18 protein-coding genes and 1 other RNA gene are annotated in these 18,887 nt (G+C 35.0%); 8 read left to right on the top strand and 11 right to left on the bottom strand.

Going from position 1 to position 18,887, the window contains the following annotated elements:
• Positions 1-6 precede the first annotated feature (6 nt).
• Positions 7-1,980, top strand: a complete 1,974-nt coding sequence (locus ACAM30_RS01460) for a KUP/HAK/KT family potassium transporter (RefSeq protein WP_369616890.1) — start codon at positions 7-9, stop codon at positions 1,978-1,980.
• 143 nt (positions 1,981-2,123) lie between these two features.
• A complete protein-coding gene (locus tag ACAM30_RS01465; protein ID WP_369616891.1) occupies positions 2,124-3,344 on the top strand; it encodes an RsmB/NOP family class I SAM-dependent RNA methyltransferase in 1,221 nt (406 codons plus the stop codon).
• Positions 3,345-3,432: 88 nt separating this feature from the next.
• Here ACAM30_RS01465 and ACAM30_RS01470 read toward each other — a convergent pair whose 3' ends face one another.
• The 3 genes from ACAM30_RS01470 to ACAM30_RS01480 form a co-directional block, all read right to left on the bottom strand.
• Complete coding sequence (locus ACAM30_RS01470; RefSeq protein ID WP_369616892.1) at positions 3,433-3,633, bottom strand: bacteriocin; 201 nt, start codon at positions 3,631-3,633, stop codon at positions 3,433-3,435.
• Between the two features lie 250 nt (positions 3,634-3,883).
• Positions 3,884-4,924 carry an AMP-binding protein gene (locus ACAM30_RS01475; protein WP_369616893.1) on the bottom strand — a complete coding sequence of 347 codons (1,041 nt, stop codon included), beginning with the start codon at positions 4,922-4,924 and terminating at the stop codon, positions 3,884-3,886.
• Positions 4,925-4,935: 11 nt separating this feature from the next.
• Positions 4,936-5,868, bottom strand: a complete 933-nt coding sequence (locus tag ACAM30_RS01480) for a lysostaphin resistance A-like protein (RefSeq protein ID WP_369616894.1) — start codon at positions 5,866-5,868, stop codon at positions 4,936-4,938.
• A gap of 113 nt (positions 5,869-5,981) precedes the next feature.
• Between ACAM30_RS01480 and arsC the strand changes: the two genes are divergently transcribed.
• From arsC to fumC, 3 genes are all read left to right on the top strand, one after another.
• Complete coding sequence (arsC, locus tag ACAM30_RS01485; protein ID WP_369616895.1) at positions 5,982-6,332, top strand: arsenate reductase (glutaredoxin); 351 nt, start codon at positions 5,982-5,984, stop codon at positions 6,330-6,332.
• An 89-nt stretch (positions 6,333-6,421) separates the two neighbouring features.
• On the top strand, positions 6,422-8,893 hold the full coding sequence (locus tag ACAM30_RS01490; RefSeq protein WP_369616896.1) for a TonB-dependent receptor: 2,472 nt from the start codon (positions 6,422-6,424) through the stop codon (positions 8,891-8,893).
• Between the two features lie 691 nt (positions 8,894-9,584).
• A complete protein-coding gene (gene fumC, locus ACAM30_RS01495) occupies positions 9,585-10,970 on the top strand; it encodes a class II fumarate hydratase (RefSeq protein WP_369616897.1) in 1,386 nt (461 codons plus the stop codon).
• A 121-nt stretch (positions 10,971-11,091) separates the two neighbouring features.
• Here fumC and ACAM30_RS01500 read toward each other — a convergent pair whose 3' ends face one another.
• Positions 11,092-12,294: an NAD(P)-dependent oxidoreductase gene (locus ACAM30_RS01500; protein ID WP_369616898.1), complete on the bottom strand. Its 1,203-nt coding sequence runs from the start codon at positions 12,292-12,294 to the stop codon at positions 11,092-11,094.
• Positions 12,295-12,534: 240 nt separating this feature from the next.
• On the opposite strand from ACAM30_RS01500, the gene ACAM30_RS01505 reads away from it, so the two are divergent.
• From ACAM30_RS01505 to ACAM30_RS01515, 3 genes are all read left to right on the top strand, one after another.
• Complete coding sequence (locus ACAM30_RS01505; RefSeq protein WP_369618631.1) at positions 12,535-13,737, top strand: serine hydrolase domain-containing protein; 1,203 nt, start codon at positions 12,535-12,537, stop codon at positions 13,735-13,737.
• A gap of 224 nt (positions 13,738-13,961) precedes the next feature.
• Positions 13,962-14,359: a transfer-messenger RNA gene (ssrA, locus tag ACAM30_RS01510) on the top strand.
• Between the two features lie 120 nt (positions 14,360-14,479).
• A complete protein-coding gene (locus ACAM30_RS01515; RefSeq protein ID WP_369616899.1) occupies positions 14,480-15,640 on the top strand; it encodes a tyrosine-type recombinase/integrase in 1,161 nt (386 codons plus the stop codon).
• Positions 15,641-15,691: 51 nt separating this feature from the next.
• Here ACAM30_RS01515 and ACAM30_RS01520 read toward each other — a convergent pair whose 3' ends face one another.
• From ACAM30_RS01520 to ACAM30_RS01550, 7 genes are all read right to left on the bottom strand, one after another.
• On the bottom strand, positions 15,692-16,087 hold the full coding sequence (locus tag ACAM30_RS01520; protein ID WP_369616900.1) for a hypothetical protein: 396 nt from the start codon (positions 16,085-16,087) through the stop codon (positions 15,692-15,694).
• A gap of 118 nt (positions 16,088-16,205) precedes the next feature.
• Positions 16,206-16,406: a helix-turn-helix domain-containing protein gene (locus ACAM30_RS01525; protein WP_369616901.1), complete on the bottom strand. Its 201-nt coding sequence runs from the start codon at positions 16,404-16,406 to the stop codon at positions 16,206-16,208.
• Between the two features lie 97 nt (positions 16,407-16,503).
• Complete coding sequence (locus tag ACAM30_RS01530) at positions 16,504-16,788, bottom strand: hypothetical protein (RefSeq protein WP_369616902.1); 285 nt, start codon at positions 16,786-16,788, stop codon at positions 16,504-16,506.
• A 52-nt stretch (positions 16,789-16,840) separates the two neighbouring features.
• On the bottom strand, positions 16,841-17,146 hold the full coding sequence (locus tag ACAM30_RS01535; protein WP_369616903.1) for a hypothetical protein: 306 nt from the start codon (positions 17,144-17,146) through the stop codon (positions 16,841-16,843).
• Between the two features lie 209 nt (positions 17,147-17,355).
• Positions 17,356-17,973 (bottom strand): hypothetical protein, encoded by a 618-nt coding sequence (locus ACAM30_RS01540; RefSeq protein WP_369616904.1) that lies wholly within the window; start codon positions 17,971-17,973, stop codon positions 17,356-17,358.
• Position 17,974: 1 nt separating this feature from the next.
• Entirely contained in the window at positions 17,975-18,451 is a 477-nt protein-coding gene (locus ACAM30_RS01545) for a M15 family metallopeptidase (protein WP_369616905.1), read from the bottom strand.
• 3 nt (positions 18,452-18,454) lie between these two features.
• Positions 18,455-18,874, bottom strand: a complete 420-nt coding sequence (locus tag ACAM30_RS01550) for a phage holin family protein (protein WP_369616906.1) — start codon at positions 18,872-18,874, stop codon at positions 18,455-18,457.
• Positions 18,875-18,887 lie beyond the last annotated feature (13 nt).

Here is an 18,887-nt window from a genome sequence, read left to right on the forward strand (position 1 = left end):
ATATTCATGAACGCATCGCATAAAAACTTACATAGTAAGTTGTCTATAGGGGGGTTATTGGTAACATTAGGAATTATTTACGGAGATATTGGTACTTCTCCATTGTATGTAATGAAAGCCATTCTTGGTGATTACGCCATTAATTCTGATATCGTTCTTGGTGGAATTTCATGCGTTTTCTGGACTTTGACTTTGCAAACCACGATAAAGTATGTCCTTATTACGTTAAGTGCTGACAATCATGGTGAAGGCGGAATTTTTGCCTTATATGCACTGGTCAAAAAAACTAAAATTCAATGGCTCATTGTCCCCGCTATTATTGGAGGAAGTGCCTTACTGGCTGATGGAATTATAACACCTCCCATTTCAATTTCTTCGGCTGTAGAAGGAATCAGGGCGTTCTACCCTACCATGCAAACGGAGACCATCGTTTATATTGTTATCGCAATTCTATTTGTACTTTTCACCATTCAGCAATTTGGTACCAAGCTAGTTGGAAAGTTTTTCGCTCCAATGATGCTGATCTGGTTTGCCATGCTGGGAACGCTGGGAACAATCCAGGTTTTAAAATACCCGGAAGTGATCAAAGCGGTTAATCCATATTACGCATACCATTTATTATCCATCCATCCTGACGGTTTCTTTGTACTTGGCTTTGTATTCTTATGTACAACAGGTGCTGAAGCATTGTACTCTGACATGGGTCACTGCGGAAGAAAAAACATCAGAATCAGCTGGGTATTTGTAAAAACTACTCTGGTTTTAAACTACTTCGGACAAGCGGCTTACTTAATTCATCATGAAGGCAGTACGTTGAGACAATTAGGCGGAGAAAACGGAAATCCATTTTATTTAATCATGCCGCACTGGTTTCTTCCTTTCGGAATTGTGGTAGCCACTTTAGCTGCTGTAATTGCTTCTCAGGCACTTATCAGTGGATCGTTTACTTTGATTAACGAGGCAATGCGATTGAATTTCTGGCCAAAAGTTAAAATTAAATATCCTACAGAAGTAAAAGGACAATTGTACATTCCATCAATCAACTGGTTGCTGTTCTTTGGCTGTGTTGGAATCGTTTTACATTTTGAAGAATCAGGAAATATGGAGCACGCTTATGGTCTTGCCATTATCTTATGCATGATCATGACGACCATCTTACTGAATTATTACCTCATCATGAAACGTGTAAAACTATACCTGATGGTACCGTTAATCACTATTTATTTACTGATCGAGTTTAGTTTCCTGATTGCTAATATCACAAAATTTGCAGACGGTGGTTATGTAACATTAATCATCGCCATACTTCTGATCTCTATCATGGCGATTTGGTACGTGGCTAAGAAAATTAATAAAAGCTACACCAAAATCATCAAAATTGACGATTATAAAAAGGTATTAATGGAGCTGAGCGAAGACTTATCTATACCAAAATATGCAACGCATCTGGTGTATATGACGAACGCAAATCGTGTTGATGAATTAGAAGAAAAAGTAATCTATTCTATTTTACAAAAGCGTCCAAAAAGAGCTGATATTTACTGGTTTGTACACGTAAACATCTTGACGGAACCTTACAAAACGCAATACAAAGTTACCGAAATAGCTAAAGACGATATCTACAGAATTGATTTTAATTTGGGATTCAGAGAGCCTACCAAAATCAATTTAATGTTTAGAGAAGTAATTCGCGATATGGTAAAACGTGGCGAAGTAGACATCACCAGCCGTTACGAGTCTTTGAACAAAAACAATATTATCGGAGACTTTAAATTTGTTTTATCTGAGAAATTCTTATCTAACGACAATGATCTAAGATGGCATGAAAACATTATCATGAGTTCTTATTTCTTCATTAAAAAACTGAGTTTATCTGAAGAAAGAGCTTTTGGCTTAGACAGTAGTTCGGTAAAAATCGAGAAATTCCCAATGGTGCTTCACGCTCCTGAAAATATTGGACTGACACGTATTACGAAATAAATCATTCCAAAATAACATTAAGAAACACTCTTTTAAACTTTATTAGAGTGTTTTTTCTTTTAAATAGAAGTTAAATGAACAATCAAAATTAAAAATTTAACTTTCAATCAATTAATAGTACCTTTGCAACTCAAATAATAAAAATGAGATTACACAGAAATTTAGTTTATACTACCATCGATTCTTTAAATGCTATTTTCAATGAAGGAGAATATGCAGACAAAGTGGTAGCCAGAGCCTTAAAAAAAGACAAACGTTGGGGAAGTTCCGACAGGAAGTTTGTTGCTGAAACGATATACGAAATTGTTCGCTGGAAACGACTATATGCAGAAATTGCAGAAGTAAAAGAACCATACGACAGAGACAACTTATGGAGAATGTTTGCTGTATGGGCAGTTTTGAGAGGATATCCTATTCCGGATTGGAGACAATTGGAAGGAACTCCTGAGAGAAAAATAAAAGGCCGTTTTGATGAGCTTTCTAAAGTTAGAGCTTTAAAAGAATCTATTCCGGACTGGATGGATGAATTAGGGGTAAAAGAATTAGGAGAGAAAGTTTGGGCTAAAGAAATTGCGGCTCAAAATCAGCCGGCTAAAGTTATCTTAAGAACCAATACGCTTAAAGGTACCAAGGAAAACCTGAGAAACATCTTGATGGATTTAAATATTGAAACTGAATATTTAAAAGATCAGCCTGAAGCTTTAGTTTTGAAAGAAAGAGCCAATGTGTTCCTGACAGATGCTTTTAAACAAGGACTTTTTGAAGTTCAGGATGCCAATTCACAATTAGTGGCTGGTTTTCTGGATGTAAAACCTGGAATGCGTGTGGTAGACACCTGCGCAGGAGCGGGAGGAAAAACATTGCACATTGCTTCTTTAATGGAAAACAAAGGGCAGTTAATTGCGATGGATTTATACGAAAGCAAACTGAAACAATTGAAATTAAGAGCCAAAAGAAATGGCGCTTTTAATATCGAGTATCGCATTATTGACACTACAAAAGTGATCAAAAAACTACATGAAAGAGCAGACCGTGTTTTAATTGATGCGCCTTGTAGCGGTTTAGGAGTTTTAAAAAGAAACCCCGACTCTAAATGGAAACTACAACCTGAATTTATTGATAACATTCGAAAAGTACAGGCTGAAGTTTTAGAAAGCTATTCGAAAATTGTAAAACCGGGAGGGAAATTAGTTTATGCTACTTGTTCGATTTTACCATCGGAAAATCAGGAGCAGGTAGAAAAATTCCTAAAAACTGAAATCGGAAAGCAATTTACATTTGTAAAAGATCACAAAATACTAGCCTCAGAATCTGGTTTCGACGGATTTTATATGGCATTATTGGAAAGAAAAGCAACTAGTTAATTTCTTTTAAATTCCAAAAGAATAAAATTCCAAATTCCAAATGTATCGTTTGGAATTTGGAATTTTTTTATTGCTTTTTTTCTATTGCTTAAAACGGGCCAGTTGGACACATATCTGGTGAAATCAGACAAAATGTTGGAATATTGCCACATGTTGGCGGTTGTGTTAGTGGCTTGGCGCATCGTAATTGATATCCATTTAAATAATAAATATAATCACCGCCTTTAATTTGCTTTAATTCATTTTTACTTAATTGCTCAACATTTGTCAGATTTAAGATAAATTTCATAATTATTAGGTTTTAAAGTTAATACCTTATAAATATAGCTAATTTTTCTTACTTTCAACAAAGTGCTTTTTTCTGAATGTCCCTTTGGAAGCAACTGTCAGGCTGAACGGAGGGGAAGCTCTATACGCAAAGCTTCGACTTCACTCAGCCTGACAAAATAAGCAAATCCAAGAGTAAACGGATTGTTTCCTTAAAATCGTTTATTTCAAATTCTTTTTCCTGAAATTAATGAAAAATGATTCACAAAAAACTACACCAAACTAGGCTTTCGTAACAGCTTTCCATTTTCATTTTCTTTGAATTTTGGAACAAAAACAATCTCCTTTGGTTTTTCGTATTTCCCTAATACATCAAAGAAATCTGGAGCAAACTCTTGTTTCTCTCCTTCAATCACCAAAATTAGTTTTTCTCCTAAAACGGTATCCGGAACTCCGGTCACAAAAAACCTGTTACTTATCTTCCCTATAAGTTTACTTTCTATTTGTTCGGGAATTAACTTTACTCCTCCGCTATTCACTACATTGTCAATTCTCCCTAAAAACACAAACTGATTTTCATTAATCAGCTCCACCAGGTCATTTGTCACGATAGGCTCGTCAGAAACCGAAGGCAAATGAATCACCAGACAATCACGATCATCTTTAGCAATTTTCACATTCGGAAGAATCGAGAATACCTTTTCCCCTACTCTTTTGGCAGCGATATGTGTAATGGTTTCTGTCATCCCGTAGGTTTCGTAAATCTCAGTCTTTAACGGAAGTAATTGCTCTTCAAGCGCACTATCGATCTTCGCACCGCCAATAATAAGCTTCTTTACATTTTTCAATTCTTCAACAGAACTTTGTACCTGTAAAGGAACCATCGCAACAAAATCATATTTATTTCTGTTCAAAGCCAACGGTGTCGTACTTGGTGAAACAACATCAATATCCAAACCCAAAATCAGACTTCGAACGAGCATCATTTTTCCGGCTATAAATTGCACAGGCAAACAAAGCAAAGCCTTATTACCGGGCTCTAATCCAAAAAAATCTCCTGTTGCCAAAGCGGACTGAATCATTGCCTGTTTTTCGAGACGTACTAATTTTGGAAGTCCGGTCGTGCCTGAAGTTGTCATTTCAATAAACTCTTTCTTATCGAACCAATCCAATAAAAATTCACCAATGGCTTTTTCGTATACATCTCCCTCTTTGATGTAACTATAACCTATCCGGCATAAATCTTTCCCATTTAAATGATAACCATTTAACTTAAAGTAATTATGGACATTTTTATGTGTTAATTTTGACATGACTGTGTGTATTAATTTAAAGATTCTACAACATTTATTTTCCCCGTTAATTTCTCTTTCCAGTTACTCCAATTGTATTTCTTACTAAAAATAAAAAGCAGAACAGGATAAACTACCACCACCGGCAATAGCACATCTACACCAGCCGAAGGTTCTGATATATCTATAAAAAGAGAATGCGTTTGAAAAACCGACCAATCGGAAGTCACTAATAGAGCTCCGACTAAATTATTTGCGGCGTGAAAACCCAGTGCCAATTCCATTCCCTCATCCATTAAGGTAATCACTCCCAAAAACAAACCGGTTCCGATATAGTATACCATCACGATATACCCCATCTTTACAACTTCGGGATTAAAAACATGCATTGAACCAAATATAACCGAAGTCATCAGTAAAGGAAACCACCTGTTTCGTGCTAAATTGGCAAATCCCTGCATAAGATACCCTCTAAAGACGTATTCTTCGGTAGAGGTTTGTATGGGTATTAATACGGTTCCTATTACCACTAAGATTAAAAAGGGTACCAATTTAAAATTCCACAAAAAACTCTCGGGAGAAGTAAAATACAATACCACAAAACTCAAAACAGAGAACAAAGACCATAATAAAAAAGAAAAACCAACTCGTTTCCAATCTACTTCAGCTCTTGAAGTAGTAACGGATAACAGGGTTTGATGGTGCATGTATTTTACCACATAATAAATCCCTACAAAAGCAAAAGCAAAGGAAATCATCACCAGGAACAAGGTCAGATTGGGTTCAAACATTTTCATAACTGCTGCATCATTAGTAGGAAACCCCTTTCCGGAAATCCAACTCTTATAGAATACCGCAAGAGAAAAAGGAATCTGACCAATAAAAGATGCTATAATAATTAAAACGGATCCTAAAAGATACAACCAGAACTTATTATGGGGTTTAATTCCTTGTTCTAAAAACATATTGATAATAATTTAAAAAATGAGAATTCGATTTAATAACTAAATCTTATTTTTGGCACTGCTAAAATACCTATTTTCAGTTTAATTATCTTACACATTTTAAATATAACAAAATGATACAAATTTATCACAACCCACGTTGCGGAAAATCAAGAAATTGCCTGGCTTTTATTGAAAACACCAAACAGGAATATCAAATTATCCCTTATCTGACCGAGACGCCAGACTTTAATGATTTAAAAAAACTTCTGGAGCAATTAAATCTAAAGCCATTACAACTGGTTAGAATCAAAGAAAAAATCTGGATTGAAAACTACAAAGGAAAAGAACTGACCGATGACCAGATTATTACAGCTATGGTCGAAAATCCAATTTTGATCGAGCGTCCGATTGTTGTAAAAGACGGTAAAGCAATCATTGGCAGAGACCCTGATTTAGTGGCTTCTTTTTTAGATCAATTATAAAGAACCATATTAACAAATTTTTGTGATTTTTCTCTTTAAACCAAAAGTTACATTTGCCGTCTAAAGAACAAAAGAAACCAAAAATCACAATGAAGAAAATCAAATTTGCTGTATTACTTGTATGCCTATTTACAAGTTTGTACAACTATGCACAACAGGCGCCTCCTGCCAGAAACAAGGTAAAGGTTACCGGAAAAGTTCTCGAAAAAGTAAGCAAACAACCTCTTGAGTATGCTACTATTTCGATCACAGCCCCAAATGACACCAAAGTTATAGCTGGTGGAATTACCAATCCAAAAGGAGAGTTTGATGTGGCTGTTGCCCCGGGTACTTACGATATAAAAGTTGAATTTATTTCGTTTAAACCTACTTTTATTAAAGGAAAAACAATTTCCGGAGACACTGCTTTAGGTGTTGTTAATTTATCAGAAGACGCTGCACAATTAAGTGAAGTTGTCGTTCGTGCCGAAAAATCAAGTGTCGAAATAAAACTGGACAAAAAGGTTTACAATGTTGGACAGGATATGATGGTGAAAGGTGGAACAGTAAGCGATGTTTTAGACAATGTTCCTTCTGTTTCTGTTGACTCTGAAGGAAACGTAAGCTTACGAGGCAGTGATAATATCCGAATTTTAATTGATGGGCGTCCTTCAAATGCGATCAATGTAGCTGAGGCTTTACGTCAGCTTCCTGCTGATGCTATTGACAAAGTAGAAGTAATTACGAATCCATCGGCTCGTTATGATGCAGAGGGAGGATCAGGAATTATCAATATCATTCTTAAAAAAGGAAAAAATCAAGGATTCAACGGAACTTTTATTGCTTCTACAGGACTTCCGGAAACGTATGGTTTGAGTGCTAACTTAAATTATAAAACCGAAAAACTAAACTATTTTACTACTGCAGGTTACAACTACAGGACCAATGAAGGTATGGGTTTAACGAATACTTCTTATTATAACGCTGATGGATCTCCAAAAGGTTATTTAGATGAAGATCGTGATACCAAAAGAATCCGTAACGGTTTTAATGCAAGAGCAGGTGTGGAATGGACAGTTGCTCCTAATACCTTCTGGACCAATGCCATTAATTATCAAAAGAACTCGGGTGAGGATAAAGATTATATCAACTACAATAATTTTGATGCCGCACATGCTTTTACAGGAACAACTAATCGTTTAAATAATGCCGATACCGGAAGTGAAAACGTAGAATTTACTTCGAACTTAATCAAAAATTTCAACGATAAAGGACACAAATTGACTGCCGATTTATCGGTTTCCAAAAATACAGATGATAGTGACGGTCTTATTACCGCTTTACCTACTTCTAATACTACTTTGAATGATCAGGTGCAAAAACAAATACTTCTTCAGGCAGATTATGTTCTTCCATTAGGAAAAGGAAGTCAGTTTGAGGCAGGATACAAAGGAAGTTTTGGAGATTTAAACAACGAATACAACGTCACCAATTTTATAAATGGGGAATACGTTATCGATCCAAAAAAATCAAACACTTTAGAATACAAAGAAAACATCAATGCACTTTATGCACAGTACGGACTGAAAGTCAATAAATTCTCTTATTTATTCGGTTTACGCTGGGAAGACACTAATATTCAGGTAAACTTATTGGACAATAGTGTTTTTAATACCAAAAAATACAACAATTTGTTCCCAAGTGCTTTTGTTAGTTATGAAATTTCAGATCAGAGTAACTTCACTGCCAGTTACAGCAAACGTTTATCAAGACCGAGAGGACGTTTCATGAATCCGGCACTTAATTACGCCAGTAACATTAATCTTTTTCAGGGAAATCCTGACTTAGATCCATCCTTAACCGATAAATTTGATGTAGGATATATTAAAAGATGGGAAAAAGTAACGTTTAGTTCTTCTGCTTATTTCGAAAATACAAAAGATGTTTTCAGCTTTGTCAGAACTCCGAATGGAGATAAAGTAGACGGAATTCCTGTTATTCTAAGCCGTCCTATCAACTTAGGAAAAGAACAAAAATATGGTTTCGAATTCACCTTCAATTATAGTCCGTATAAATGGTGGAAAATAAACAGTAACTTCAATCTTTACAATGTAAAAACAACGGGAGAGAACACGTATATAGATACCAATAATAAAGAAGTTGTACAAAATCTGGACAATCAGGCCAACACCTGGTTTGCAAGAATCAGTTCAAAAGTTACCTTACCATACAAAATTGACTGGCAGTTAAGCGGTACCTACAATGGTTCACAAAAAACAGCGCAGGGTAAAATTTTAGATCAGTTTGGGATGAATACCGCTTTCAGTAAAGACATATTGAAAGACAAAGCAACAATTGCGTTCAACATCAGTGACATTTTTAACTCAAGAATCATGAGATCGTATACTTACCTTCAAAATGACACTACCCTTGAAAGTCAAAAATCATATAGTGAAATGCAATTCCGTAAACGTCAATTCAATCTATCGTTTACTTACCGCTTCAACAAGCCAAAAAGTGAAAGAGAAAAACCGGGCGCACCTAAAAATGATGGTGACGGCGGAGGAGAATTTCCTGGATAATCTCACTTAAAATCCAAATTAAAAAATCCAAATTCTAATTAAGTTTTACAAAATTGGAATTTGGATTTTTTTTGGAATTTGGATTTTGGAATTTGAATACTTTTTATTGGAACTTCATTTTTTAGCATAAAAAAAGGACTCGCAAAACGAGTCCTTTTTATTGAAATCAACTAAAATTTAAGCTGATTGTTCTTGCTTTTTCTTTGCTCTTTTCTCTTTGAACATTTCCCAGCTAGCACCCGTAACCCAATAAGATACGAAACCTACTAAGAAAAACATCAACCAAAACCCTATAGTTAGTATGGTCAAGAAAAGTAAAAAACCTAAGTACTGTGAAAATTCAAACATGTTTTCCGGAATTTTTGAATGTAAGGACAAATGTAAGTCTTATATTTTTCGTTACCAATAAAATCCAAATCAATTTTCGGAAAATAACATTTATGCTTATATTTATACTCATTTTAAATAAGCTTTTTTTCTTATGGATAACCGCCATTTTACTGAACAATCTCATGCACAAGAACATGAGAGTCTTCAGAAGCTAATTCCTGCTGTCCGCTATATCTTTTGTCCCGAACCCCGGTACAAAAGGATGCCGCTGCCATCAGGGCTAGTGCATTGATTTTCATAAGAAATTTCAGTTTTCAGGAAACATTCTACTTTTTACAGATAACTTTTTACATACAACATAATGAAATACAGAATAGAAAAAGACACGATGGGTGAAGTTCAGGTTCCGGCAGATAAATATTGGGGAGCACAAACAGAACGTTCCAGAAACAACTTCAAAATTGGTGCGGCAGGATCTATGCCACAAGAAATCATTGAGGGCTTTGCTTATCTTAAAAAAGCAGCCGCGTATGCCAATTACGATCTGGGCGTTTTACCAATCGAAAAGAGAAACGCTATAGCAGCAGTTTGTGACGAAATTCTTGAAGGAAAACTAGACGATCAATTTCCTTTGGTCATCTGGCAGACTGGTTCAGGAACACAAAGCAACATGAATGTCAATGAAGTTATTGCCAATCGTGCACAAGTTTTACAAGGACATAACATCGGAGAAGGCGAACAATTTATAAAAGCAAACGATGATGTAAATAAATCACAGTCGTCTAACGATACTTTCCCAACCGGAATGCACATTGCTGCTTACAAAATGATTGTTGAAACTACCATTCCGGGAGTTGAACAACTACACGCTACTTTGGTAAAAAAAGCAACCGAATTTGCTTCCGTTGTAAAAATTGGCCGCACACATCTTATGGATGCTACTCCTCTAACTCTTGGACAGGAAATTTCAGGTTACGCCGCTCAATTGTCTTTTGGATTAAAAGCCCTGAAAAACACCTTGGCACATTTATCTGAAATCGCTTTAGGCGGAACAGCCGTTGGCACGGGATTGAACACTCCAAAAGGATACGATGTGAAAGTAGCAGAGTATATTGCAAAATTCACCAACCATCCTTTTGTTACTGCCGAGAACAAATTTGAAGCTTTGGCAGCACACGATGCAATTGTAGAGACTCATGGAGCATTAAAACAATTGGCCGTAGCTCTGAACAAAATTGCAAACGATGTCAGAATGTTAGCTTCGGGACCGCGTTCGGGAATTGGTGAAATTCACATTCCGGAAAACGAACCTGGATCGTCTATCATGCCCGGAAAAGTAAATCCAACCCAATGTGAAGCTTTAACTATGGTTTGTGCTCAGGTGATTGGAAATGATATGGCAATCGCTGTTGGCGGCATGCAGGGACATTATGAACTAAATGTTTTCAAACCGGTTATGGCGGCCAACTTCCTGCAATCGGCAAGATTATTAGGAGATGCCTGCGTTTCCTTTGATGAACATTGCGCACAGGGAATCGAACCGAATTACAAGCGTATAAAAGAATTGGTTGACAATTCACTAATGCTGGTTACCGCTTTAAACACTAAAATAGGCTATTACAAAGCTGCCGAAATTGCTCAAACCGCTCACAAAAACGGAACTACACTTAAAGAGGAAGCTGTTCGCTTAGGATACGTTAGCCCGGAAGATTTTGATGCCTGGGTGAAACCTGAGGAAATGGTTTAATTTTTTTTGTTTCAAGTTTCAGGTTGAAGTATTGAACAAATAAAAAAGAGTTTAATTAAAAAAAGGAGAAAATTTTAAATTTTCTCCTTTTTTTAATAACCTGAAACTTGAAACAAAGTTTCTATTTCCCGTCTACATAATCCTGGAGGTAACTGAATCGCTCTGTTAGTTTTCCTTTTTCGGTTATTTTGGCACGTTTTAGGATGCCGTCTTTATCACCGTTGAAGAAAGCCGGAATAACATGTTCCATAAATTGCTCTCCGAAACCTTCACTTGCATCTTTCGGAATTTCGCACGGTAAATTATCAACCGCCATCACTGCTACTGCCGCAGGATGAAAAAGATCTACTTCTTTATCTTCTAAAGGAAAATAACCGTACAAAGGATCTGCAATTGTCGAAGATCTTAACGTACAGGCAATTGGTCCGTTTACATCGCAGGAAATATCAGCCACTACTTTTAATTTGCAGTCGTTTGCATTCAGCATTTCACGGGTTAAGATCATCGGGGCTCCTGTTGCATAAAAATGACCTGCGAAATAAATATCGGTTACTTTTGTAAATTTCTCAAAATCAGAAACATATTCTTCCGGATGCGCTACAAAATCTTTAAAATCAACCACCTGACCGTCAATACGTTTGTTGTACTCTAAAACGTCTAACTGTACATAAACAGCCTGCGCATAATTTTTAGTCAGATAATTGTCAACTGTAACCTCTTTTATTTTTATCGCATCCAGAATCTCTTTGGCACCACTCCCTACTTTACCCGTTCCGGTAATCACAAATTTCAGAGCCGGCATGGTAATACGCTTCAAATGTTTGATTAAAGCCTCTTTTCCGTCAAGTGATTCTGCTTTTGGCAGCTTAAACAACTCAAACTTGATCCCGAAAGCGCGAATTCCGTTGTAAACGCCAACCATTCCCGCATATCTTCCAAACCCAATTAAGCGGCGGTTGTGAGCATCTACTATCGTTTCATGATCGTATAAATCGATATTTTTTTCCAAAATAGCCTGTAACAATTTTCGGTTATAAGGCTGTTTTTTAATAGTATGCGAAAAGAAAAAATAAGCCTTGTTCGGAATCAAATTCTCAACCGGAACTTCTTTTACACCAAATAATACATCACAATTCGAAACATCTTCCGTAACGGTGATTCCCATACTTTTATATTGTATATCCGAAAAAATCCTGATATCAGAACTCTCTACCTCAACTACTGCTTCGTGATAAAGCTGTTTCAATTTTGTAAGTTCATTAGGAGCAAAAACAACTCTGCGGTCCGGCGGGTTTTTTCTTTCTTTTATGATTCCAAATTTCATTTAAACGGGTTTAAAATAATTATTAATATAACTTTTTACATCTTATTTGTTTCAAATATAACAAATTTAGTTAAAATTTTGTTGAAAAAATACAATTTAGAATGTTCAAAAACCGTTAAAAGCTGACAAACAACCAAATAAATAAACAAAATCTTAATTTTTTGTTAAATCATGCTTTTGAAGCATATCAAAACAGCAAAACATAAATATTGAATTCTATATATTTGTTTTTAAAGAATGATGAAAATGAGCCTCCTTAAAAAAACAAATATACCACAAATACTTTTTCTGTTATTAGTTTTAAGTTCTTGTGGTAATGATAAAAAAACTACCGCCGATACTACCAATACAATAGAAGATACTTTACCAAAAATGAAACCGTTAGGTCCTGAAAAAAGAATTTCGCAGGCCTATATCAATTCAGTTGCAGGAAGAATAAATCACTTTTACAATAAAAACTGGCCCAACAATACGATGAACGGAAGTTTTTTGGTCGCCCGAAACGGTCAGATTATTTTCGAACGCTATAATGGTTTTGCCAATAAAAACGAAGGCACCAAAATTACCGCAGAAACTCCTGTTCAGATCGCTTCTGTGAGTAAGGTTCTGACTGCTACTGCTGTTTTAAAACTGGTTAATGCCGGTAAGATCGATTTAGATCAAAAGGTAAATACGATTCTAAAAACCTTTCCGTACGAAGACTGTACCATCAGAATGCTGCTGGACCACCGTACCGGAATGCGTAATTATGCTTATTTTACAGACAGAGACAAATCGGTTTGGGACAGGCACAATCAGCTTACCAATAAAGATATCCTGGACATTCTGGCGACCAAAAACATTGGTTTGGAATCCAGAACCGGAACGCGTTTTAGCTATTGCAACACCAATTATGCAATGCTTGCGCTAATTATTGAAAAAATTACGGGATTAACGTATAAAGAAGCCATGCACCAGATGATTTTCAAACCTTTGGGAATGAAACACACCTACGTTTTTGACGATGATAAGGACAGAAAGAAAATTGTTCCTTCTTATAAAGGTAATGGTGTAGAAATTGGTTTTGATTATCTGGACAATGTTTACGGGGACAAGAATATCTTTTCAACAGTGCGAGATCTATTAAAATTTGATCGCGCCAGAAATTCACCTGATTTTCTAAAACCTGCCTTACTGAAACAAGTCTACACAGGATACAGTAATGAGCGTAAAGGAACCAAAAATTATGGTTTAGGAATCAGAATGATCAATTGGGAAACGGGACAGAATTTTTATTTCCACAATGGATGGTGGCACGGTAATACGTCTTCTTATATTACTTTAATGAAAGAGCACGTGACCATTATTGCCTTGTCAAACAAAATGACCCGAAATACCTATGCGGTTCGCAAACTGGCACCGATTTTTGGAGATTATCCGTTTAACTTCAAGGATGAAGAATGATACAATAGTTAAATATCAAAAGTCCTAAAGCGGCTGTCAATATTGGTTTTAATCTTTTTTAAACACCATCAGTTGCGAGAAAACAAAAAGAAGAAACCGGTAGTAAGCATTTGACTTTAAAAACTTTACAACTTTCGACTTTCAACTAAATTGAATAATACAATTTTCTGAAAAATTTATTACAAAACTAACTGCAAATAGTATAAATTTGCAAACTCATTTTTGGGGTCGACTGGTTTTGACAGCAAGTCGAATTGAAAAGTAAGCACGTCGAGCATTGAGACCTTGCTCGTAAATATAAGATCTCGAACTTTTACACGGCGAAAATAATTACGCTTTAGCTGCTTAATCCGAATCATAGTACGATTGCGCCACGTCTCTACAAGGTAGGGAAGCTGGATTCTCCTGGAAAGCCTTGGTTTGTGGCGTTCCGTTCAGGGGAACCGTAAAAATAAACCTAGATTTCTATGAGCTTCGGGTAGATTTCGAAAATTAAGAAGATAAGTGTTGGGTGGTTGTTTCTGGCCTGGCTCAACATCGAAAATTCAATCAGGAAATAAGCGTGTAGAAAGCTCTTTAGTTGCTTGTTTGGACCCGGGTTCGATTCCCGGCGACTCCACTATAACTGCCTGATTTTCAGGCAGTTATCTATAAAATTAAAAAAAAGAGAACAAAAAGAGAACAAAATTTAAGTAATTGATTTAATGTCCCCGCAAGCATTTTAATTTTAAAACAAATTAAAATGAAATCAATTTACTCTACTCCAAAGGTGGTCAAATATGAAGACCTTTCTAAATCTTGGTTTGTCTATTTTAGATACAACCAAAAACTTTTCCGTTATAAATTCGGAATCAACTACATTAATAACTACAAGAAACGACTTATTGAAGCAAATTCAATAAGAGATGTTTTGCATGAAAAACTAAGGAACGGCTGGAATCCAAACATTCCCGACGTTGTAAACACCTTTAGTAATATGACATTTAGCGAAGCATTAGATTTTGCAATCGAAAAAAAAGCTCAAACACTTGGCGCAAAAACATTATGCGGCTACAAAAGCACTGTTAAATTCATAAAAAGCGCTTTAGTCCCAACAAATACAAAAAACCTTCTTATTTGTGAAACCAAAAGAGTTCATATAAAATTAATTCTTGAAAAAACACAAAAACAGCGAAAATGGTCTAACAAATCTTATAACAAAAATTTAGGATATTTAAAAGCCATCCTTTCAGAGTTGTTACAGTGGGATATTATAGACCATAATCCAGCACACGGTATAAGAGCCTTAAGAGTTAGTGAAGTTACCGGATTTAAACCAGCGTCAGATGATCAAGTAAAAATTATTAAAGAAAAAATACTAAATGATTTCCCAAGTTTTTATCCATACATAATTTCAATTTTCCACACAGGAATAAGACCCGAAGAATTACTTTTTTTGCAAATAAAAATGATAGACTTAAAAAACTCTCAAATCATTTTACCACCCGAAATAACAAAAACCGACAAAGAGAGAATCGTACCTATCAATCATTACTTAAAATCATTTTTCGAGGAAATGCATCTACATATTTACAACCCAAACTTTTATGCATTCGGTTCAAGACGGGAACATTCAAACAGAGGTTTAAAAAAGAATTTAGATTTCGTTCCTGGAGCGAAAAGATTAAGCAGAGATACAGCATCTAAATTATGGAGAAAGCTTATTAAAACAGAATCCAATATCGATGTAGACATGTACTCATTAAAGCATCTCGGAGCAAACAAGAAAATACTGGCAGGAATTGAACTTGATGCACTAAGAGAACTCTATGGCCACACCTCAAAAATGATGACTTTAAGATATGCTAAGGTTGTAAAAGAGGTTAATAGACAACAAATAATTGAAAAATCACCTGATTTCTAAATAAAAAACCCGCCATAACAGCGGGTTTTACTATAATTAATAAACTATCAATTATTTTTTTAATTTTCGATCAGACCACCCAATTTTATCATCTTCAGGCTCATCTTTTACAATTCGATTAAATTTTTTCTCATAACCATAATCAACAAAAGACGCTTTTTTATTCATTACATTTTCTCTATAATCCAATTTAGAATTTTCCATAAGCTTTAGTCCCGAAGCAACAAACTCAAAATTCAATCCGAGATGATTTAATATTTTTGTCAACCCCACAACATCATCTTTACCAACAATCTTACACAACACATTACCATACTGAATCAACCCTTCCAACGAATTATTATAGAACGTTTTATCCTTTTCCAAGACGCCCCACAAGGTAATAAATGCAAATTCTTTCCTTTTCCAAATATGAGCATCAATTAATAATTCTTCCTTCTTAGTCATTGTAGTAAAAATTCACCAAGACAAAATTAAAACAGAATCAACCATTTTTTATCAAAACTTCTGATCCAAATCATAACAATTTAAAAATCAGTGGCAACTACTGTGTTATACATAGTACCTATATTTTATTAACCTCATAGGAAACCACTATTTCAAAACCAAGAATTTCAGCAAAATTTCTTAACGAAGTCATTTTAGGATTACGTGTGCCTTTTAGCCATTCCGAAATCCTAGTTTCCGGAACATTAACCTTTGCCGCAAATTGCCGTTGAGAAAGTTCAGATTTCTCTATCAACGAAATTAAAATTTCTGTTTCCATTTGATTATATTTACAGCAAATTTAATTTTAATAATTAAGTTTCCTTTCTACAAAAGGTAAAAACCTCTCAAAAGAGAGGTTTTTTTTATTTATTAGATTAAGCGATAAATCTTCCAATTATTTTATTGGCAGATCCAAAAGAAGAATAAATCACATCTTCTACTAAAAATAACCTGGTGATTTCTTCAGCAAATTCAACTCTAATAACTTCTACTTTTGAGCCTATTTGTGGCACAATGTACATTTGCTGAGTTGATACTGTATTACCGTTTTCAACAAACTGAATTTGAAATGTAAGCTCAGCTTCAATGAATTTAACTAAGAAGCTGTACATTAACCAATTTAGAAATATATTTCTTTTTCTATTATGTGCTTTTTTCATGATGCGTTTTGTTTTTAAAGAGAGGTCTTTTGACCCCTCTCAGTTAATAATGTTAAATTAATTTGAAGTGCTTATTTGAAAATCGGTGCCACTTCTTAACCCCTTTATCGTTCAAAATTTCAAACTGTGTCCATTGGACTCTTAGTACTTCATACTTTTCGTCTTTTGTAAAGTGACTTGCGCCATGTACGTTGACGCATTTTACAAAGTCACCTGGTTGAACATCTTTTAATTCTATGAACGTTTCTTCTGTTCTTCGATCGATAAGTTCTTTAATTTCTATCGATTCTAATCTAATTTGCTCATGGTACTTATGTACAATACCGAGAGCTTTTTCGTACTCTTCTAGTGAAATCATTGTTTTAAATTTAAATTGTTAATAATTGTTTCAATTCTACTCTACAAATATACAACAATTCTTTCAATACTTACACAAAAAGCGTAAGTATTTTTGAATTTTAACATTTATCTAATGCACCAAATATTTTAGCACTATAGATTTGCGAGGTTTAAACAAAAAAAGCAGCACCTTAATAGCACTGCTTTTACATCCTGAACACAAATAAACTATTTCTTCTTTTCAATTTTCATTATTCTCGATTCTCCGCACTCATCAAATACTTTTGAAGTAAATTGTTTCTTTCCCAAAAAACGAGTCTTAAGACCTAAAAAACTCCACTGCTTACGCTCCCAGTAAGCGACAGCATCAGTTTTACTTTTAAACTGACGATCATTTACTACAACCTTTAACTTTTGACCATCAAAAGAAGCAACTCCGGCAACTGTCATACATTTAGTTGTATCAATCCAAACCTGCTCCCTTGGAATACTGTTCTTAATCGCTTCAACCAATCCGGAAACATCACTTTCACGTTTTGTTGTATCACGATATTTTAAGGTTTGAGAAATCAGACTTTCAATTCTGTTAATTTTAATGTTAGCAGCATCCAGCTTTTTCTTTAATTCAGGATCATTATAAGCAATATGATCATCAATTTCTTTAGGCGATAATACCTGGTTAGAGAATCTTAAACTATCTAACTTTCTTAACTGACTGGCATTTTCTGTTTGTCGTTCATTTTCTGCTTTTTGAAAAGTATAATCTTTATAAAACCAAACTGCCACCAAAGCAAACACAAGAATCGCGATTGTTTTTAAATTCTGGGTAAATAATGATAGTTGCATACTAAATGATTACATAATTGTTTTTATCTCTTTTTTTATTCTGAAGTACTCGCCAGTTATTAAAACCGATCTTTTCGAAATGTGGCATGTCCTTAAAGGATGTCCAGTTACCCCCCCAGCTCCAGCCATATTTCGCGAATATCTTAACACATTCATCCCAGTCCGCTACACTATCTCCGTCAAAATCTTTTTTAAAATCCCAACTTGCTGTTTTTCCATCAATAATCAAAACCCCATCGACCGCAAAACCGTAGTTATGCACAGACTGCCCGCCTTTGGCATTAGTCAATTTTTTACCTGGCTTAGTCCTTCCTTGTGCATACAAATCATCTTGTTCAGCAAATGTTCGCAACCCTTGTGTGATTCTGATCTGAGCGCGTCCGGTTAGAACTTTATTACATTCATCAACAATATTTGTCATTTCCACACGCACAGCTGGGTGCAACTGATTAATTCTTTCTTTTGTTACTTTGTCCATTTTTTATTTAGTTATTACATTCCCTGAATCAGCGAATAAGTTTTTAATTTGAAAAGTGATTAGCCTGCGAACTGGCCGGATAAAATATCTAACAAAATCATTATTATTACCAATTACCTCCATATTTTCAAGAATAGAAACGACTTCGATATAGATCATAATTCCTATCATAAAATCACCAAATACACCTGAGTACTGATTTCCTAATTTACTATCGCTAACGCTCCTGATGTTTAAAAGAACCATACCAATTATTATTGATCCTCCATACTGAATAAATTTTGTAAATGTCTTACGAAAGCCCTCTGAAGTTCTTATCTGCTTTGTCATCGTAGCTTTTGTAACACCAAAAACAAAGTCCAAAACAAAAAGAATAAGTAAACCAATAAGCAAGGAACCGTCTGGTATGTATTTTAAAATCATATGATAATTAATT

Origin of the sequence: Flavobacterium sp. CFS9 (genome assembly GCF_041154745.1) — a bacterium.
Lineage (GTDB): Bacteria > Bacteroidota > Bacteroidia > Flavobacteriales > Flavobacteriaceae > Flavobacterium.

What these genes read in the sequence shown, in the direction of transcription:
- ACAM30_RS01460 (WP_369616890.1), top strand. Translation starts at nt 7, where the DNA reads ATGAACGCATCGCATAAAAACTTACATAGTAAGTTGTCTATAGGGGGG.
- ACAM30_RS01465 (WP_369616891.1), top strand. Translation starts at nt 2,124, where the DNA reads ATGAGATTACACAGAAATTTAGTTTATACTACCATCGATTCTTTAAAT.
- ACAM30_RS01470 (WP_369616892.1), bottom strand. Translation starts at nt 3,633, where the DNA reads ATGAAATTTATCTTAAATCTGACAAATGTTGAGCAATTAAGTAAAAAT.
- ACAM30_RS01475 (WP_369616893.1), bottom strand. Translation starts at nt 4,924, where the DNA reads ATGTCAAAATTAACACATAAAAATGTCCATAATTACTTTAAGTTAAAT.
- ACAM30_RS01480 (WP_369616894.1), bottom strand. Translation starts at nt 5,868, where the DNA reads ATGTTTTTAGAACAAGGAATTAAACCCCATAATAAGTTCTGGTTGTAT.
- arsC (WP_369616895.1), top strand. Translation starts at nt 5,982, where the DNA reads ATGATACAAATTTATCACAACCCACGTTGCGGAAAATCAAGAAATTGC.
- ACAM30_RS01490 (WP_369616896.1), top strand. Translation starts at nt 6,422, where the DNA reads ATGAAGAAAATCAAATTTGCTGTATTACTTGTATGCCTATTTACAAGT.
- fumC (WP_369616897.1), top strand. Translation starts at nt 9,585, where the DNA reads ATGAAATACAGAATAGAAAAAGACACGATGGGTGAAGTTCAGGTTCCG.
- ACAM30_RS01500 (WP_369616898.1), bottom strand. Translation starts at nt 12,294, where the DNA reads ATGAAATTTGGAATCATAAAAGAAAGAAAAAACCCGCCGGACCGCAGA.
- ACAM30_RS01505 (WP_369618631.1), top strand. Translation starts at nt 12,535, where the DNA reads ATGAAAATGAGCCTCCTTAAAAAAACAAATATACCACAAATACTTTTT.
- ACAM30_RS01515 (WP_369616899.1), top strand. Translation starts at nt 14,480, where the DNA reads ATGAAATCAATTTACTCTACTCCAAAGGTGGTCAAATATGAAGACCTT.
- ACAM30_RS01520 (WP_369616900.1), bottom strand. Translation starts at nt 16,087, where the DNA reads ATGACTAAGAAGGAAGAATTATTAATTGATGCTCATATTTGGAAAAGG.
- ACAM30_RS01525 (WP_369616901.1), bottom strand. Translation starts at nt 16,406, where the DNA reads ATGGAAACAGAAATTTTAATTTCGTTGATAGAGAAATCTGAACTTTCT.
- ACAM30_RS01530 (WP_369616902.1), bottom strand. Translation starts at nt 16,788, where the DNA reads ATGAAAAAAGCACATAATAGAAAAAGAAATATATTTCTAAATTGGTTA.
- ACAM30_RS01535 (WP_369616903.1), bottom strand. Translation starts at nt 17,146, where the DNA reads ATGATTTCACTAGAAGAGTACGAAAAAGCTCTCGGTATTGTACATAAG.
- ACAM30_RS01540 (WP_369616904.1), bottom strand. Translation starts at nt 17,973, where the DNA reads ATGCAACTATCATTATTTACCCAGAATTTAAAAACAATCGCGATTCTT.
- ACAM30_RS01545 (WP_369616905.1), bottom strand. Translation starts at nt 18,451, where the DNA reads ATGGACAAAGTAACAAAAGAAAGAATTAATCAGTTGCACCCAGCTGTG.
- ACAM30_RS01550 (WP_369616906.1), bottom strand. Translation starts at nt 18,874, where the DNA reads ATGATTTTAAAATACATACCAGACGGTTCCTTGCTTATTGGTTTACTT.